The following is a 16,004-nucleotide window of genomic DNA, read 5'->3' as shown; positions in this document are numbered from 1 at the left end:
TCGGGGAATGACGGCCGACGGCACCTCCGCGCAGGACTCGACGGGTCCCGCCGCGGGAGCGGGGGCGGCGCACGCACAGGCCGTCGCGACGGTCCCTGACCCGGTGGAGCCGGCACCGAAGCGGTCCCTGGTGGACCGTGCGAAGGCCCTGTTCGCGTGGTGGCAGCACACCCGGCCGGCCCGGGCGAACGCTCGGTTCGGTGCTCGCGGCGGCGGGGTGCTGACCGGTGGCATCGCGTATGCGGCGCTGTTCTCCGTGTTCGCCGCCCTGACCATCGGCTACACGATCTTCATGGCCGTCCTGGGCAACAACGACGAGCTGCGCCAGCAGGTCCTCGACGCGCTCGACGAGTCGCTGCCCGGGCTCATCGACACGGGCGAGGGCAGCACCGGGATGATCGACCCGGACTCGCTGGTGCTCAGTGGCAGCCTCACGGTGACCGGGATCATCGCGGTCGTCGTGCTCCTGCTGAGCGCGATCGCAGCGATGGCGGCCCTGCGCCTCGCGGTCCGGGCGATGTTCGCCCCGGAGACCGGCGCGGGCGCCGGCGGCAACGCGGTCCTCGGCAAGGCCCGGGAGCTCGGCGGGTTCGTCGGCATGGCGTTCGCGGTGCTGCTCTCCGCGGTGCTCACCACCGGTGTGGCCAGCGCGGCGTCGTGGATCCTCGACGCCCTCGGCTGGGGAGGCTCGACCACGGTCGTGCTCCGGGTTGTCGGGATCCTCGTCGCGTTCGTCGTCGACGCGGCGATCTTCCTGCTGGTCGTCACCGTCCTGGCCGGTGAGCACGCGCCGTGGCGGGACCTGCGCTGGGGAGCGGTCATCGCTGCGGTCGGCATCGGGGTGGTCCGCATCCTCGGCACGGAGGTGGTCGCCGGCAGCGTGAGCAAGAACCCGCTGTTCACGTCGGTCGCGGTGATCGTCACGCTGCTGGTCTGGGTCAACCTCATCGCACGCATCGTGCTGCTCGCCGCGGCATGGACCGCGAACCCGCCGTTCGTCGAGCCCGCGACCGACGCGGAGGAAGCCTCCACCACCTGACCTCTCCGCGCGTCCGTGTGCTCGGTCGCCAGGACGCTCGGTCGTGCGGACGTCACCGAGCAGGTCGCCTGTACCGGGTGCGTCGCCCGCCCTAGGGTCAGCGCATGTCAGCCGAGGAGACAGGTCCCGCGATCGCGACGGGTTCGGCGCAGGTGCCTGCCCGTGCGGCGCGCGCACGGCCCACGAACCGCCCGTCGCTCGTCGCCCGAGGTACCGCCCTGTTCGTGTGGTGGAAGCACACCCGGCCCGGCCGAGCGAGCGCGCGGTTCCGTGCGCGCAGCGGCGGCGTGCTCTCCGGTGGCATCGCCTATGCCGCGCTGTTCTCCGTGTTCGCTGCGCTGACCATCAGCTACACGACGTTCGTCGCGATCCTCGGCGACAACGACGAGCTCCGCGCGAAGGTCGTACAGGCGGTCGACGACACGTACCCCCATCTCCTCGACACCGGCGACGGCCTGGGTGCGATCGACCCGGAGGCGCTCGAGCTCACCGGCAACCTCACCGCGGCAGGCATCGTCGCGGTGGTGGTGCTCCTGCTGAGCGCGATCGCGGTGATGACGGCCCTGCGCAGGTCGGTGCGCGCGATGTTCGCGACCGAGCTCGGCGGCAACCCGATGCTGGGCAAGGCGCGCGACCTGGGCGGGTTCGTCGGGATGTCGTTCGCGGTGCTGCTGTCGGCGACGCTGACCACGGGTGTCGGGACGGTGGCGTCGTGGATCCTCGACGCTCTCGGCTGGAGCGGGCTGACGACCGTCGTCCTGCGGGCGGTCGGCATCCTGGTCGCCTTCATGATCGACGCGGCGCTGTTCGTGCTGGTGGTCAAGGTGCTCGCAGCGGAGCACCCGTCGTGGCCGGACCTGCTCCGGGGCGCGGCGATCGCGGCGGCCGGGCTGGGCATCGTGCGGACGCTCGGCACGACGGTCGTGGCCGGGAGTGTCAGCTCGAACCCGCTGTTCACCTCTGTCACGGTGCTGGTCACGCTGCTCGTGTGGGTGAACCTGATCGCCCGGATCATGCTCCTCGCGGCGGCCTGGACCGCCKACCCGCCCTACGTCGAGCCGCCCACCGCCGACGGCCTGCCGGTGGTGACCTGAGCCGCCTCCCTGGCCTCAGCCGGCGTCGAGCGCCGCGTGCAGCTCCGGGAGCCGGGCTCCCAGCACGGTGAGTCGCGCGCGGGTGGCGGCCGGCTCGCCGACGGTCCCCAGCCGCAGCATCCCCGGGTCGCCCGCCTCCTGCGCCGCTGCGATGCGGTTCGCGGCGTCGGTCATCCGGACGAGCACGTGGTCGAGGACCGCGTGCGGGTCGAGGCCGCCGTAGCCGTCGGCGATCGTGCGCAGGACGTGCGCCACCTCGACGACGTCCGCGTCGGGGAACAGCACGGCGGTGTTCCACGCGAAGATCGCGACGTCGTCCAGCGGGATCCCCGGTCCGGCGACGTCCCAGTCGAAGACCCCGGCCAGCTCGTCGCCGTCGAACGCCATGTTGTACATCGCGCTGTCGTGGTGGCACACGATCTCGCCCGGCTGCAGCGCACGCTCGACGAACCGCCAGCGACGGCTCTCGCGGGGGAAGCCGGCGACGACCGCGTGGTACTCGCGCAGCCAGTGCATCGCCGACCGGACCTGCGCGTCCGTGAGCGTCTCGCGGCCGATGTCGAGCACGCGTCCGGGCAGGAACGTGAGGATCTCGCGCCCGCGGTCGTCGACACCCAGGACGTGGGGGATCCGGGCCAGCCCGGTGCCCGCGAGGAAGTCCAGCAGCTCGTGCACCGCGGGCGTCCACGGCCCCGTCGGACGACGCACGGTGTCGCCGACGCGAACGGCGCCGCCGACGTTMCCCCCAGGCAGCGGGATCTCGTCGTCGGGGCCGTCCGGGGTCGCGAGGGAGTCAGTGAGCACGCGTGATCATCGCGCGCGGACGCCCGCCGCGCGACAGGTTTCGCGGCGTGGCCCCGTGCTCAACCAGAAGACTTCGTCCTGTCAGGCGGGACGAAGTCTTCTGGATGATGACCGGAGGGCGCGTGCAAGGTGGTAGGTCAGAAGGCGCGCGTGATCATGGCGCGCTTGACCTCTTGGATCGCCTTGGTGACCTCGATGCCGCGCGGGCACGCCTCGGTGCAGTTGAAGGTCGTGCGGCAGCGCCACACGCCCTCCTTGTCGTTGAGGATCTCGAGGCGCTGGGCGCCACCCTCGTCGCGGCTGTCGAAGATGAACCGGTGCGCGTTGACGATCGCGGCCGGGCCGAAGTACTGCCCGTCGGTCCAGAACACCGGGCAGGACGAGGTGCACGCGGCGCAGAGGATGCACTTGGTGGTGTCGTCGAACCGCTCGCGCTGCTCGGCGCTCTGCAGGCGCTCCTTGGTGGGCTCGTTCCCGGTGGTGATGAGGAACGGCATGATCTCGCGGTAGGAGGCGAAGAACGGCTCCATGTCGACGACCAGGTCCTTGATCACCGGCAGGCCCTTGATGGGCTCGACCAGGATCGGCTTCTTGATGTCGAGGTCCTTGAGCAGCGTCTTGCAGGCCAGCCGGTTGCGGCCGTTGATCCGCATCGCGTCGGACCCGCACACGCCGTGGGCGCAGGAGCGACGGAACGTCAGCGAGCCGTCCTCCTCCCACTTGACCTTGTGCAGGGCGTCRAGCACGCGGTCGGTGCCGTGGGCGCGGACGGTGAACTCGTCCCAGTAGGGCTCCGGGGCGCCGGCTCCGTCGTCCGGCAGGTAGCGCCGGATCTTCAGCGTGACGTCGAACGAGGGGATGGCTCCGACCTCGGGTGCGGGAGCGTCGAGCGTCGCRGTCATCAGTACTTACGCTCCATCGGCTGGTAGCGGGTCAYCGTGACGGGCTTGGAGCCCAGCACGAGCTGGTAGTCCTCGAACAGCGTGGTGTGCGCGAACGAGCCCTTGTGGTCGCCGTCGCCCTCCGTGCCCCACAGGCGGTGGCCCTTGACGGGCAGCGGGCGCCGGTAGGCCATCGTGTGGCGCATGTAGTTCTTGTCGTCGCGGTCCGGGAAGTCCTCGCGGAAGTGGCCGCCGCGCGACTCGTCGCGGTTGAGGGCGCCGACGACGACGGTCTCCGCGATGTCGAGCAGGAAGCCCAGCTCCACGGCCTCGAGCAGGTCGGTGTTGAACATCTTGCTCTTGTCCTGCACGGACACGTGCCGGAAGCGCTTGTGGAGGGCCTTGATGTCCTCGAGCGCCTGGGTCAGCGACTCGGAGGTGCGGAAGACCTGGGCGTTCCTGTCCATGGTCTCCTGCAGCTCCTTGCGGATGTCTGCCACGCGGTCGCCGTCGGGACGCGTGCGGATCTCCTCGAGACCGGCGACGACGGTGGCCGCGGGGTTCTCGGGGAGGTCGACGAACGACGCGGTGAGCGCGTACTTCGCGGCCGAGATGCCGGCGCGCTTGCCGAACACGTTGATGTCGAGCAGCGAGTTGGTGCCCAGGCGGTTGGAGCCGTGCACGCTCACGCACGCCACCTCGCCGGCCGCGTACAGGCCGCGGATGACGTCCGTGGAGTTGCGCAGGACCTCGGCCTCGATGTTGGTGGGGATGCCACCCATCGCGTAGTGGGCCGTCGGGTAGACCGGCACGGGCTCCGTGTAGGGCTCGATGCCGAGGTAGGTACGCGCGAACTCGGTGATGTCCGGGAGCTTGGCGTCGATGTGCGCGGGCTCCAGGTGCGTCAGGTCGAGCAGCACGTAGTCCTTGTTGGGGCCCGCGCCGCGGCCCTCGCGCACCTCGTTGGCCATGGACCGGGCGACGATGTCCCGCGGTGCAAGGTCCTTGATCGTCGGGGCGTAGCGCTCCATGAAGCGCTCGCCCTCGGAGTTGCGCAGGATGGCGCCCTCGCCGCGCGCGGCCTCCGACAGAAGGATGCCGAGGCCGGCCAGACCGGTCGGGTGGAACTGGAAGAACTCCATGTCCTCCAGCGGGATGCCGCGGCGGTACGCCAGCGCCATGCCGTCGCCCGTGAGGGTGTGGGCGTTGGAGGTCGTCTTGTAGATCTTGCCCGCGCCGCCGGTGGCCATGACCACGGACTTGGCCTGGAAGACGTGGATCTCGCCGGTGGCCAGCTCGTAGGCGACGACGCCCGAGACGTTGACCTCCTCGCCGTCCGGCACGTGGCCGGCGGCGAGGTCGTGGTCGACCAGCAGGTCGAGCACGTAGAACTCGTTGAAGAACTCGACCTCGTTCTTCACGCACTGCTGGTAGAGSGTCTGCAGGATCATGTGGCCSGTGCGGTCCGCGGCGTAGCAGGACCGGCGCACGGCCGCCTCGCCGTGGTTGCGGGTGTGCCCACCGAACCGGCGCTGGTCGATCCGGCCCTCGGGGGTGCGGTTGAACGGCAGCCCCATCTTCTCCAGGTCCAGCACCGCGTCGATGGCCTCCTTGGCCATGACCTCGGCGGCGTCCTGGTCCACCAGGTAGTCACCGCCCTTGACGGTGTCGAACGTGTGCCACTCCCAGTTGTCCTCCTCGACGTTGGCCAGCGCGGCGCACATGCCGCCCTGCGCCGCGCCCGTGTGGGACCGCGTCGGGTAGAGCTTGGAGATGACGGCCGTGCGCACGCGCGTCGAGGACTCCAGGGCCGCGCGCATGCCGGCGCCGCCCGCGCCGACGATCACGACGTCGTACTGGTGGGTCTGCATCGGGGTCGATGCCTTCCTGTCTCTGGGGGAGGAGCTACGCCGTGCAGAACGAGGGCAGCAGGTCCGCCGGGGAACCCGACGGGCACGGGTCGAACGTGAAGATGACGAGCGTGCCGAGCACGACGACGATGACGAACGCGAGGTAGAGCGCCGCCTTCAGGGCCAGCCGCACACCGTCGCGCTCCGCGTAGTCGTTGATGATCGTCCGCACGCCGTTGGTGCCGTGGATCATCGCGAGCCAGAGCATGAGCAGGTCCCAGACCTGCCAGAACGGCGACGCCCACTTGCCGGCGACGAAGCCGAAGTCGATCGCGGAGACGCCCTCACCGGCGACCAGGTTGACGAACAGGTGCCCGAAGATCAGCACGATCAGGATCACGCCGGACGCGCGCATGAACACCCAGCCGTAGAGCTCGGTGTTGCCGCGCGTGGTGAGGCGGGCGGGGCGCGGCCGGGGGGGCCGCGGGGCCTTCGGGTCGGCGATGGTGGTCATCACTCGCCTCCGAACACGTGCATGAGGTGGCGGGGCAGGAAGCCGGCCATGGTGACGACGAACAGGCCCATCACGACCCAGAGCATCACGCGCTGGTACTTGGGGCCCTTGGACCAGAAGTCCACGAGGATGATCCGGATGCCGTTGAACGCGTGGAACACGATGGCGGCGACGAGGCCGGCCTCACCGAGTCCCATGATCGGGTTCTTGTACGTGGCGATGACGTCGTTGTACGCCTCGGGGGAGATGCGCACGAGCGACGTGTCGAGCACGTGCACGAGCAGGAAGAAGAAGATGGCGACGCCGGTCACGCGGTGGGCGACCCACGACCACATGCCTTCCCGCCCGCGGTAGAGCGTTCCGGCCGGTACCTTTCGGGCGGCGGGCGCTGGGGGCGCTGCAGGCACTGGGGCCCTCCTGGCGAGTCAGAGGTTCGGACGACGGCGTCCTTGTCTCGTCAACTGTAGTGAACCGATCAGTACGCAACCCGTCGGCACAGGGCGCTTGTGAGGTATTGCACAGCGCGGACCGCGATCCCGGGGCTCGCTACCCTGGCGCGCATGTCCCTCACGATCCCCGGATTCCACGCCGTCGTCCCGGCCGGCGGAGCAGGAACCCGCCTGTGGCCGCTGTCGCGCGCCGGCCACCCGAAGTTCCTGCTCGACCTCACCGGGTCGGGCCGCACCCTGCTGCAGGCGACCGTCGACCGGCTGCTCCCGCTCACCGGGGCCGGGKGCGTGCTCGTCGTGACCGGGACCCGCCACGCGGACGCGGTCGCCACGCAGCTCCCGGAGCTCGGGGAGGCCGACGTGCTCGCGGAGCCGTCGCCCCGCGACTCCATGGCGGCCATCGGCCTGGCGGCGGCGGTGCTGCTCGAACGGCACGGTGAGGACGTGGTCCTCGGGTCGTTCGCCGCCGACCACGTCATCGACGGCACCGAGGCGTTCGAGCAGACGGTGCGTGAGGGGGTCGTGGCCGCCCGGCAGGGCGACGTCGTCACGATCGGCATCGCCGCGAGCGGCCCGTCGACCGCGTTCGGGTACGTGCGCTCMGGCGAGTCCCTCGGGCTCGCGGACGCGCCGAGCGTCCGGCGTGCCGCGGGGTTCACCGAGAAGCCCGACGCGGTGACCGCGACGGCGTACCTGGCCACCGGCGAGTACCGCTGGAACGCCGGCATGTTCATCGTGAAGGCGCGCGTGCTGCTGGACCACCTGACCACCCAGCTGCCGACGCTCGCGGCCGGTCTGCAGGAGATCGCCGCCGCGTGGGACGGACCGGACCGCGCGGAGGTCCTCGAGCGGGTCTGGCCCGGGCTGACCAGGATCGCGATCGACCACGCCATCGCGGAGCCGGTGGCTGCCGCCGGCGGGGTGGCCGTCGTGCCGGGCGACTTCACCTGGGACGACGTGGGCGACTTCGACTCGCTCGCGCAGCTCCTCTCCGTCGACACCCTCGGCGACGAGGGCCTCGTGCTGCGGGTCGAGGCCGACGGTGCGTTCGTCGCGCCCGGCTCCGGGCGGACCGTGTCGGTGGTGGGCCTGTCCGACGCGGTGGTCGTCGACACCCCCGACGCCGTGCTGGTGACCACGCGGGCGCACGCGCAGTCCGTCAAGGCCGCGGTCGACGGGTGGCGGGCGCGCGGTCGCGACGACCTGCTCTGACGCGGACACCGGACACCGGTTCCGACGGGCGCGGCTAGGGTCGAAGTCGTGTCTCTCGTTCCTGCAGAACCCCTCGTCGCCCCGCTGACCAGCCTCCGACCCGACCCGACGGAACCGATGTCGGCCCGGCTCGTGGCCATCCTCGCGGGGCTGCGGGACGAGCTCGTCGAGATCCGTCGCGACATCCACGCGCACCCCGAGCTGGGGCGGACGGAGGTCCGGACCACCAAGCTCGTGGCCGAGCGCCTGCGCGCCGCCGGGCTGACCCCGCACCTGCTGCCGGGCAGCGGCCTGGTCTGCGACATCGGTCCGGGCCCGGCGGCGAGCGGGCGCAAGCGGATCGCCCTGCGGGCGGACCTCGACGCGCTGCCMGTGCAGGAGACGAGCGGCGTGCCGTGGGCGTCGACCGTCCGCGGGGTCACTCACGCCTGCGGCCACGACGTGCACACCGCCGCGGTGCTCGGCGCCGGGCTCGCGCTCGCGCAGGTCGCCGACGAGCTGCGCACCGGCGTGCGGCTGGTCTTCCAGCCCGCCGAGGAGGTGCAGCCCGGGGGAGCGCTCGACGTGGTCGCCGCGGGCGGCCTGGACGGCGTCGGCGAGATCTACGCGTTCCACTGCGACCCGAAGGTGGACGTCGGGCAGGTCGGCACGCGCATCGGGCCGATCACGTCGGCCAGCGACGAGGTGACCGTGACCGTGTCGGGGGCGGGCGGGCACACGTCGCGCCCGCACCTGACCGGTGACGTGGTGTTCGCGCTCGGTCAGGTCATCACGCAGGTGCCGGCGATCCTGGGCCGGCGGCTGGACCCGCGCTCCGGCGTCAACCTGACCTGGGGTGCCGTGCAGGCAGGGTCGGCGCACAACGCGATCCCCGCGTCGGGCACGGTGAAGGGCACGCTGCGGTGCCTCGAGGTCCGGGCCTGGGAGAAGGCGTCGGAGGTGTTCCACTTGGCGGTCGAGCAGGTCGTCGCGCCCCTGGGCGTGACGGTCGACATCCGGCACCACCGCGGGGTGCCGCCGGTGGAGAACGCGGAGCACGCGACCGGGATCCTGGAGGCCGCCGCGCGCGACGTCCTGGGTGCGGGGTCGGTGCTGCTGACCGAGCAGTCGCTCGGCGGCGAGGACTTCGCCTGGTACCTGACCAAGGTGCCCGGGGCCATGGCGCGCCTCGGCACGCGGACGCCGGGCGGCCACACGTTCGACATCCACCAGGGCGACCTGCGCGTCGACGAGCGTGCGATCGAGGTCGGCGCGCTGCTGCTCGCGCGGACGGCGGTTCTCGCGGGCTGAGACGGAAAGTCCGTCACCTGGGCGAACACATACCAAGTCGGTAACGGAACCTGGGCGGATACCAGTCGGTAACCTGCGCGACACCTCCTGATCGTTATGGTCCGAGAATCAATGCCGGGCAGCCACCAGACCTTGTGGCGGAACACCGTCGTGCCACCCGCACGGTCGGCCCAGCCGGACCGGTTGCTGACGAGATTCAGGAGAGTCGCGTGAAGAAGATCATTCGAGTGGCCGCGCTCAGCGGGGCCGTCGCCCTCGCCCTTGCCGCATGTGGGAGTGCCCCGGAGGAGACCGAGGAGACGACTGGCGGCGAGACCGCGAGCACCGTCGACTTCAAGGCCTGCATGGTCTCGGACGCGGGCGGCTTCGACGACAAGTCGTTCAACCAGGCCGGCTTCGAGGGCCTGACGCAGGCCGAGGACGAGCTCGGGATCGAGGTCGCGAGCGTCGAGTCCGCCGCCGACACCGACTACACGCCGAACATCGACAGCCTCGTCGCCGAGAACTGCAACCTGATCATCGGCGTCGGCTTCCTGCTCGAGGACCCGATCCAGGCGGCCGCCGAGGCCAACCCGGACGTCGACTTCGCGCTCGTCGACAGCTCCTTCTCCGACGCGGACTTCGCTCCCGTCACGCTGGAGAACGGCAAGCCGATCCTCTTCGACACGGCGCAGGCCGCCTACCTCGCCGGCTACGCCGCCGCGGCGACCTCCACCACCGGCAAGGTCGCGACCTTCGGTGGCATCCAGATCCCGTCCGTGACGATCTTCATGGACGGCTTCGCCGACGGTGTCGCCAAGTTCAACGAGGACACCGGCGGCGCCGTCCAGGTCCTCGGCTGGGACAAGGCCACGCAGCAGGGCGTCTTCGCGGGCAACTTCGACAGCCAGGACGACGGCAAGAACATCGGCCAGTCGTTCATCGACCAGGGCGCGGACATCATCATGCCCGTCGCCGGTCCGGTCGGTCTGGGCACGGCGTCCGTCGCCGAGGCCGCGGGCAACGTCGCGCTCATCGGTGTCGACGCCGACTGGTTCGAGACCACGGAGTACGGCCCGATCCTGCTGACCTCGGTCATGAAGGAGATCGGCCCGGCCGTCTTCGACACGATCAGCGAGGCCGTGGACGGCAACTTCAGCTCCGACCCGTACGTCGGGACGCTGGAGAACGAGGGCCTCGGCCTGGCGCCGTTCCACGACTTCGAGTCGAAGATCCCCGCCGACCTCGCCGCCACGCTCGACGAGCTCAAGGCGTCGATCATCGCCGGTGACATCACGGTGGAGTCCGAGGCGTCCCCGAAGTGATCTGACGCAGGACCGCAGGACGACGGCCCGGGCCCAGCGCCCGGGCCGTCGGCCTGTCCAGCACCGACCTCGCGAGGGGATGGATAGTGTCTGAGGACAGTCGTGACGTCGAAGGAGACGACCGGTGAAGCTGGAGCTGCAGGGCATCACCAAGACCTTCGGGTCGTTGGTCGCCAACGACCACATCGACCTCGTCGTGGAGCCCGGAGAGATCCACGCGCTGCTCGGTGAGAACGGTGCCGGGAAGAGCACGCTGATGAACGTGCTCTACGGGTTGTACGACCCGGACGGCGGTCAGATCCTCGTCGACGACGCGCCCGTGACGTTCGCCGGGCCCGGAGACGCGATGGCCGCCGGCATCGGCATGGTGCACCAGCACTTCATGCTCGTCCCGGTGTTCACCGTCGCCGAGAACGTCGTCCTCGGGCACGAGCCCGTGCGCGCCGGCGGGCTGATCGACCTTCCCGAGGCGCGTCGCCGGGTCAAGGAGATCTCCGACCGGTTCGGCTTCCACGTCGACCCCGACGCGTACATCGAGGACCTGCCCGTCGGTGTCCAGCAGCGCGTCGAGATCATCAAGGCGCTGTCCCGGCAGGCCAAGGTCCTCATCCTCGACGAGCCCACGGCCGTGCTCACGCCGCAGGAGACCGACGAGCTGATCGTCATCATGCGGCAGCTCAAGGAGTCCGGGACGTCGATCGTCTTCATCACGCACAAGCTGCGCGAGGTCCGTGCCGTCGCGGACCGGATCACCGTCATCCGGCGCGGCAAGGTGGTGGGCAGCGCCGAGCCGACGTCCACGGAGACCGAGCTCGCCTCGCTCATGGTCGGCCGCTCGGTCTCGCTCGGGGTCGCGCGCACCGCGGCGGAGCCCGGGGAGGCGACGGTCCAGGTCCGCCACCTGACCGTCATCGACGAGGCCGGGGTGCGGCAGCTGGACGACGTCTCGTTCGACGTGGCCCGCGGCGAGATCGTCTCGATCGCCGGCGTCCAGGGCAACGGCCAGACCGAGCTCACCGAGGTCATGCTCGGGCTGCAGGCGCCCGTCGCCGGGTCGGTGAAGCTGGACGGCGTCGAGCTGGTGGGCAAGTCCGTCAGGGACGTGCTCGACTCCGGGCTCGGGTTCGTGCCGGAGGACCGCTCGACCGACGGTGTCATCGCCGACTTCTCCATCGCGGAGAACCTCATCCTCGACCTGCACCGGCACGAGCCCTTCGCCAAGGGGGTCGCCCTGAAGCCCGCCGCCGTGCGGGCCAACGCCGAGAAGCGGATCGCCGAGTTCGACGTCCGGACGGGCTCGATCGACGCGCACGCGAGCACCCTGTCCGGAGGCAACCAGCAGAAGGTCGTGCTGGCGCGCGAGATGTCGCGGCCGCTGCGGCTGCTCATCGCGTCGCAGCCGACGCGAGGCCTGGACGTCGGCTCGATCGAGTTCGTGCACTCCCGGATCGTGGAGGAGCGCGACAACGGCACCCCGGTGATCATCGTGTCCACGGAGCTGGACGAGGTGCTCGCGCTCGCGGACCGCATCCTCGTCATGTACCGCGGGCGGATCGTCGGCGACGTGCCCGGCGGGACCGACCGCGACGTGCTGGGCCTGATGATGGCCGGCGTCCCGCTGGAGGACGCCGTGCGGCAGGCCGCCGAGCACCACACGACGCTCGGCGAGGCCGACCTCGAGGCCGTGCCCGACGAACCCGCGACCACTCCTGAGGAGGAGCAGCTGTGAGCAGCCAGACGCCGGTCCCGCTGCCGGACGCGCAGGTCCCGCCGCCCGGGCAGACCGGCGTGGTCGAGCCGACGGAGGAGTCCGACGGCGGCCGTCGGATCCTGCACGAGATGCTGTCCAGCAGCTGGCTCGTGTCGGTGCTCGCGGTGGTGCTGGCCCTGATCATCGGCGGCCTGCTCATCGCGGCGGCCGACGCCGAGGTGCAGGCCGCCGCCAGCTACTTCTTCTCGCGTCCCGGGGACCTGATCTCCGCGGCGTGGACGGCCGTCTCCGAGGCGTACGCGGCGCTCTTCGCCGGGGCGATCTACGACCCGCGGGCCGAGACGTTCGCCCGCGCGATCCGCCCGCTGACCGAGACGCTGACCGTCGCGACGCCCCTGATCCTCGCCGGTCTCGGCCTGGGCATCGGCTTCCGCGCCGGCCTGTTCAACATCGGTGCCCAGGGCCAGATCATCCTCGGTGGCATCTTCGCCGGGTACATCGGGTTCACGTTCCACCTKCCGTTCCCCCTGCACCTGCTGCTCTGCGTCATCGGTGCCGCGCTCGGTGGCGCGCTGTGGGCGGGCATCGCCGGTGTGCTCAAGGCACGCACGGGTGCGCACGAGGTCATCGTCACGATCATGCTCAACAACATCGCGATCTACCTGGTCGCGTACCTGCTGAGCCTCGACGCGTTCCAGCGGCCGGGCAGCAACAACCCKGTGAGCCCGCCGATCCCCGAGAGCGCCTCCTACCCGTTGCTGCTGGGCGAGGGGTACCGCCTGCACGCCGGGTTCCTCGTCGCCATCGCCGCCGCGGTGTTCACCTGGTGGCTGATGGAGCGCTCGACGATCGGCTTCCGGTTCCGCGCGGTCGGCTCCAACCCGCACGCGGCGCGCACCGCCGGCATCTCGGTGAACGCGACGTACGTGTGGGTCATGCTCACCGCCGGTGCGTTCGCGGGCCTCGCGGGCTCCGCGCAGGTGCTCGGCACGGAGCACGTCCTCACCGCCGGCGTCGCGGCGAGCTACGGGTTCGACGCCATCACCGTCGCCCTGCTCGGCCGCTCCAAGCCGCTGGGCACGGTCCTGGCCGGCATCCTGTTCGGCGCGTTGCGCGCGGGCGGCGTGGTCATGCAGGCCCGCACCGGGACGCCCATCGACATCGTGCTCGTCGTGCAGTCCCTCATCGTCCTGTTCATCGCGGCGCCGCCGCTGGTCCGGTCGGTGTTCCGCCTGCCGTCACCGGACACGCCACGTGCCCCGAAGCCGATCGTCCCCGCAGCGCAGGAGGTCAGCGCATGAGCGCCCCCACGATCGACGCGACGGCGCCGTCCCGGCCGGCGTCCGAGCTGGTCCTGCCCCCGATCAAGTGGCACGCGCCCATCGCCTACGCGGTGGTCGCCCTGTTCGGTCTGGTGGCGTTCGGGCTGCTCGCACCGACTGGCGAGCACAGCACGTTCGCCATCTCGACGCCGCGCGACTTCATCCAGTTCACGCCGTTCTCCGTGCCGTCGAAGCTGACCGCGATCATCCTGTGCCTCGCGGCGCTCGGGCTTGCCGCGGTGTCGTTCTACGAGACGCGTCGCCGGGAGAAGGCCGGTGCCTGGCTGCCGATCACCTACGGGTTCCTCATGGTGTTCGCCTTCCTGGTGTGGGCCGTCGCGGGCAAGGACAGCGGGCTGCCGCTGACCGGTCTGCTGCAGGGCTCGCTGTTCCTCGCGATCCCGCTCGTGTTCGGTGCGCTTGCGGGTCTGCTCTGCGAGCGGTCCGGCATCATCAACATCGCCATCGAGGGCCAGCTGCTGGGCGGCGCGTTCCTCGCCTCCGTCGTGGCCACCCTGACCGGCAGCGCGTACGCGGGCCTCATCGCGGCACCCGTCGCCGGGGCGCTGGTCGGCCTGCTGCTGGTGCTGTTCTCGATCAAGTACGTGGTCAACCAGATCATCGTCGGCGTCGTGCTCAACGTGCTGGTCATCGGGGTCACCAGCTACCTGTTCTCCACGGTGCTCAAGGAGAACCCGGACACCTGGAACAACCCGCCCGGCCTGCCGGTCATCAGCATCCCGGTGCTCTCGCAGATCCCGATCATCGGGCCGGTGCTGTTCCGGCAGACCGCGCTCGTCTACATCATGTACGTCGTCGTGATCCTGCTGCAGATCATGGTCTTCAAGTCCCGCTGGGGCCTGCGGCTGCGGTCCGTCGGTGAGCACCCCAAGGCCGCGGACACGGTCGGCATCAAGGTCAACCGCACCCGCCTGCGCGCCACGGTGCTCGGCGGTGCGGTGGCCGGGCTCGGCGGGGCGTTCTTCACCGTCGCGGCGGGGCTGGCGTTCGGCAAGGAGATGACGAACGGCAAGGGCTACATCGCGCTCGCCGCGATGATCCTGGGCCGGTGGAGCCCCAAGGGTGCGCTGGCGGCCGCCCTGCTGTTCGGGTTCGCCAACAACCTGCAGCTCCAGCTGAGCATCATCCAGACGCCCATCCCCAGCCAGATCATGCTGATGACGCCCTACATCGTGACGATCTTCGCCGTCGCGGGGCTCGTCGGACGGGTGCGCCCGCCGGCCGCTGAGGGCATCCCCTACACAAAGTGAGTCCTGCTGTGAATATCGATTGGGACGCCTTGCGGGCGGCCGCCACGGACGTCATGCACCGGGCGTACGCCCCCTACTCGAACTTCCCGGTGGGCGCTGCCGCGCTCGTCGACGACGGTCGGGTGGTCGTCGGCTGCAACGTCGAGAACGCCTCCTACGGCGTCACGCTGTGCGCCGAGTGCGCGCTGGTCTCGGGGCTGCACGTCTCGGGTGGCGGGCGGCTGGTCGCGTTCACGTGCGTCGACAAGCACGGCAACGTGCTCATGCCCTGCGGCCGGTGCCGGCAGCTGCTGTGGGAGCACGGGGGAGCGCGCCTGCTCGTCGAGACGACCCACGGCGTCAAGCCGATGACCGAGGTGCTCCCGGATGCGTTCGGGCCGGCCGACCTGGAGGAACGCGCATGAGCTCCGAGGCATTCGACGCGGTCGACGTGATCGTCGCCAAGCGGGACGGGCACCGGCTGTCCGACGCACAGATCGACTGGGTGATCGACGCGTACACGCGCGGGGTCGTCGCCGAGGAGCAGATGTCGGCGCTGAACATGGCGATCCTGCTCAACGGCATGGACCGTGCCGAGATCGCCCGCTGGACCGCCGCGATGATCGCGAGCGGTGAGCGGATGGACTTCTCCGGGCTGTCGCGACCGACCGCGGACAAGCACTCGACCGGTGGGGTGGGCGACAAGATCACGCTGCCGCTGGCGCCGCTCGTGGCGGTGTTCGGGGTCGCCGTGCCGCAGCTGTCCGGCCGCGGCCTGGGCCACACGGGCGGCACGCTGGACAAGCTCGAGTCCATCCCCGGCTGGCGGGCCGCGCTGAGCAACGACGAGATGATGGCGCAGCTCGACGACGTCGGCGCGGTCATCTGCCAGGCCGGGTCCGGGCTCGCGCCCGCCGACCGCAAGCTCTACGCGCTGCGCGACGTGACCGGCACGGTCGAGGCGATCCCGCTGATCGCGAGCTCGATCATGAGCAAGAAGATCGCCGAGGGCACCGGCGCGCTCGTCCTCGACGTCAAGGTGGGGTCCGGGGCGTTCATGAAGGACGTCGACCGCGCCCGCGAGCTGGCCCGGACGATGGTCGCGCTCGGCACCGATGCCGGGGTGCGGACCGTCGCGCTGCTCACCGACATGTCGACGCCGCTGGGCCTCACCGCGGGCAACGCGCTCGAGGTACGGGAGTCCGTCGAGGTGCTGGCGGGCGGGGGACCGGCGGACGTCGTCGAGCTCACCGTGGCGCTGGCCCGGGAGATGCTCGCGGCGGC

Annotated in this window: 15 protein-coding genes; 10 read left to right on the top strand and 5 right to left on the bottom strand. The window is 70.8% G+C overall.

What is annotated here, in order from left to right; translation table 11 throughout:
• Positions 1-7: 7 nt before the first annotated feature.
• Together ACXJKF_RS20185 and ACXJKF_RS20180 are read left to right on the top strand one after the other, a co-directional pair.
• Entirely contained in the window at positions 8-1,039 is a 1,032-nt protein-coding gene (locus ACXJKF_RS20185; RefSeq protein WP_456789517.1) for a YihY/virulence factor BrkB family protein, read from the top strand.
• A 104-nt stretch (positions 1,040-1,143) separates the two neighbouring features.
• Entirely contained in the window at positions 1,144-2,133 is a 990-nt protein-coding gene (locus ACXJKF_RS20180) for a YihY/virulence factor BrkB family protein (protein WP_456789516.1), read from the top strand.
• A gap of 15 nt (positions 2,134-2,148) precedes the next feature.
• On the opposite strand, the gene ACXJKF_RS20175 is transcribed toward ACXJKF_RS20180, so the two are convergent.
• The 5 genes from ACXJKF_RS20175 to sdhC all read right to left on the bottom strand — a co-directional run bounded on the left by ACXJKF_RS20175 (position 2,149) and on the right by sdhC (position 6,589).
• Complete coding sequence (locus ACXJKF_RS20175) at positions 2,149-2,937, bottom strand: phosphotransferase (RefSeq protein ID WP_456789515.1); 789 nt, start codon at positions 2,935-2,937, stop codon at positions 2,149-2,151.
• Positions 2,938-3,074: 137 nt separating this feature from the next.
• A complete protein-coding gene (locus ACXJKF_RS20170; RefSeq protein WP_456789514.1) occupies positions 3,075-3,839 on the bottom strand; it encodes a succinate dehydrogenase iron-sulfur subunit in 765 nt (254 codons plus the stop codon).
• Entirely contained in the window at positions 3,839-5,689 is a 1,851-nt protein-coding gene (gene sdhA / locus ACXJKF_RS20165) for a succinate dehydrogenase flavoprotein subunit (RefSeq protein WP_456789513.1), read from the bottom strand. Before sdhA ends, ACXJKF_RS20170 begins: the two co-directional genes overlap by 1 nt.
• Before the next feature lie 34 nt (positions 5,690-5,723).
• Positions 5,724-6,182, bottom strand: a complete 459-nt coding sequence (gene sdhD, locus ACXJKF_RS20160) for a succinate dehydrogenase, hydrophobic membrane anchor protein (RefSeq protein WP_456789512.1) — start codon at positions 6,180-6,182, stop codon at positions 5,724-5,726.
• The gene (gene sdhC / locus ACXJKF_RS20155; RefSeq protein ID WP_456789511.1) at positions 6,182-6,589 is read right to left on the bottom strand and encodes a succinate dehydrogenase, cytochrome b556 subunit; all 408 of its coding nucleotides are present in this window, start codon (positions 6,587-6,589) and stop codon (positions 6,182-6,184) included. The genes sdhD and sdhC overlap by 1 nt, the downstream gene beginning before the upstream one ends.
• A 153-nt stretch (positions 6,590-6,742) precedes the next feature.
• Here sdhC and ACXJKF_RS20150 point away from each other — a divergent pair, with 153 nt between their 5' ends.
• From ACXJKF_RS20150 to ACXJKF_RS20115, 8 genes are all read left to right on the top strand, one after another.
• Entirely contained in the window at positions 6,743-7,843 is a 1,101-nt protein-coding gene (locus tag ACXJKF_RS20150) for a mannose-1-phosphate guanylyltransferase (protein ID WP_456789510.1), read from the top strand.
• Between the two features lie 117 nt (positions 7,844-7,960).
• Positions 7,961-9,133 carry an amidohydrolase gene (locus ACXJKF_RS20145; RefSeq protein ID WP_456789538.1) on the top strand — a complete coding sequence of 391 codons (1,173 nt, stop codon included), beginning with the start codon at positions 7,961-7,963 and terminating at the stop codon, positions 9,131-9,133.
• Positions 9,134-9,342: 209 nt separating this feature from the next.
• Entirely contained in the window at positions 9,343-10,437 is a 1,095-nt protein-coding gene (locus tag ACXJKF_RS20140) for a BMP family lipoprotein (protein WP_456789509.1), read from the top strand.
• Between the two features lie 124 nt (positions 10,438-10,561).
• A complete protein-coding gene (locus tag ACXJKF_RS20135; protein ID WP_456789508.1) occupies positions 10,562-12,166 on the top strand; it encodes an ABC transporter ATP-binding protein in 1,605 nt (534 codons plus the stop codon).
• Positions 12,163-13,449: an ABC transporter permease gene (locus ACXJKF_RS20130; RefSeq protein ID WP_456789507.1), complete on the top strand. Its 1,287-nt coding sequence runs from the start codon at positions 12,163-12,165 to the stop codon at positions 13,447-13,449. The genes ACXJKF_RS20135 and ACXJKF_RS20130 overlap by 4 nt, the downstream gene beginning before the upstream one ends.
• Positions 13,446-14,741 (top strand): ABC transporter permease, encoded by a 1,296-nt coding sequence (locus ACXJKF_RS20125; RefSeq protein WP_456789506.1) that lies wholly within the window; start codon positions 13,446-13,448, stop codon positions 14,739-14,741. The genes ACXJKF_RS20130 and ACXJKF_RS20125 overlap by 4 nt, the downstream gene beginning before the upstream one ends.
• Before the next feature lie 8 nt (positions 14,742-14,749).
• Positions 14,750-15,145, top strand: coding sequence for a cytidine deaminase (locus tag ACXJKF_RS20120; protein ID WP_456789505.1), 396 nt, complete (start codon positions 14,750-14,752; stop codon positions 15,143-15,145).
• A partial coding sequence (locus ACXJKF_RS20115) for a thymidine phosphorylase (RefSeq protein WP_456789504.1) occupies positions 15,142-16,004 on the top strand: 863 nt, incomplete at its 3' end. The genes ACXJKF_RS20120 and ACXJKF_RS20115, both read left to right, overlap by 4 nt.

Source organism: Cellulomonas sp. P5_C5 (assembly GCF_054049655.1).
The sequence above is the reverse complement of the archived record's forward strand: the minus strand, read 5'-3'. Positions and strand labels throughout refer to the sequence as shown.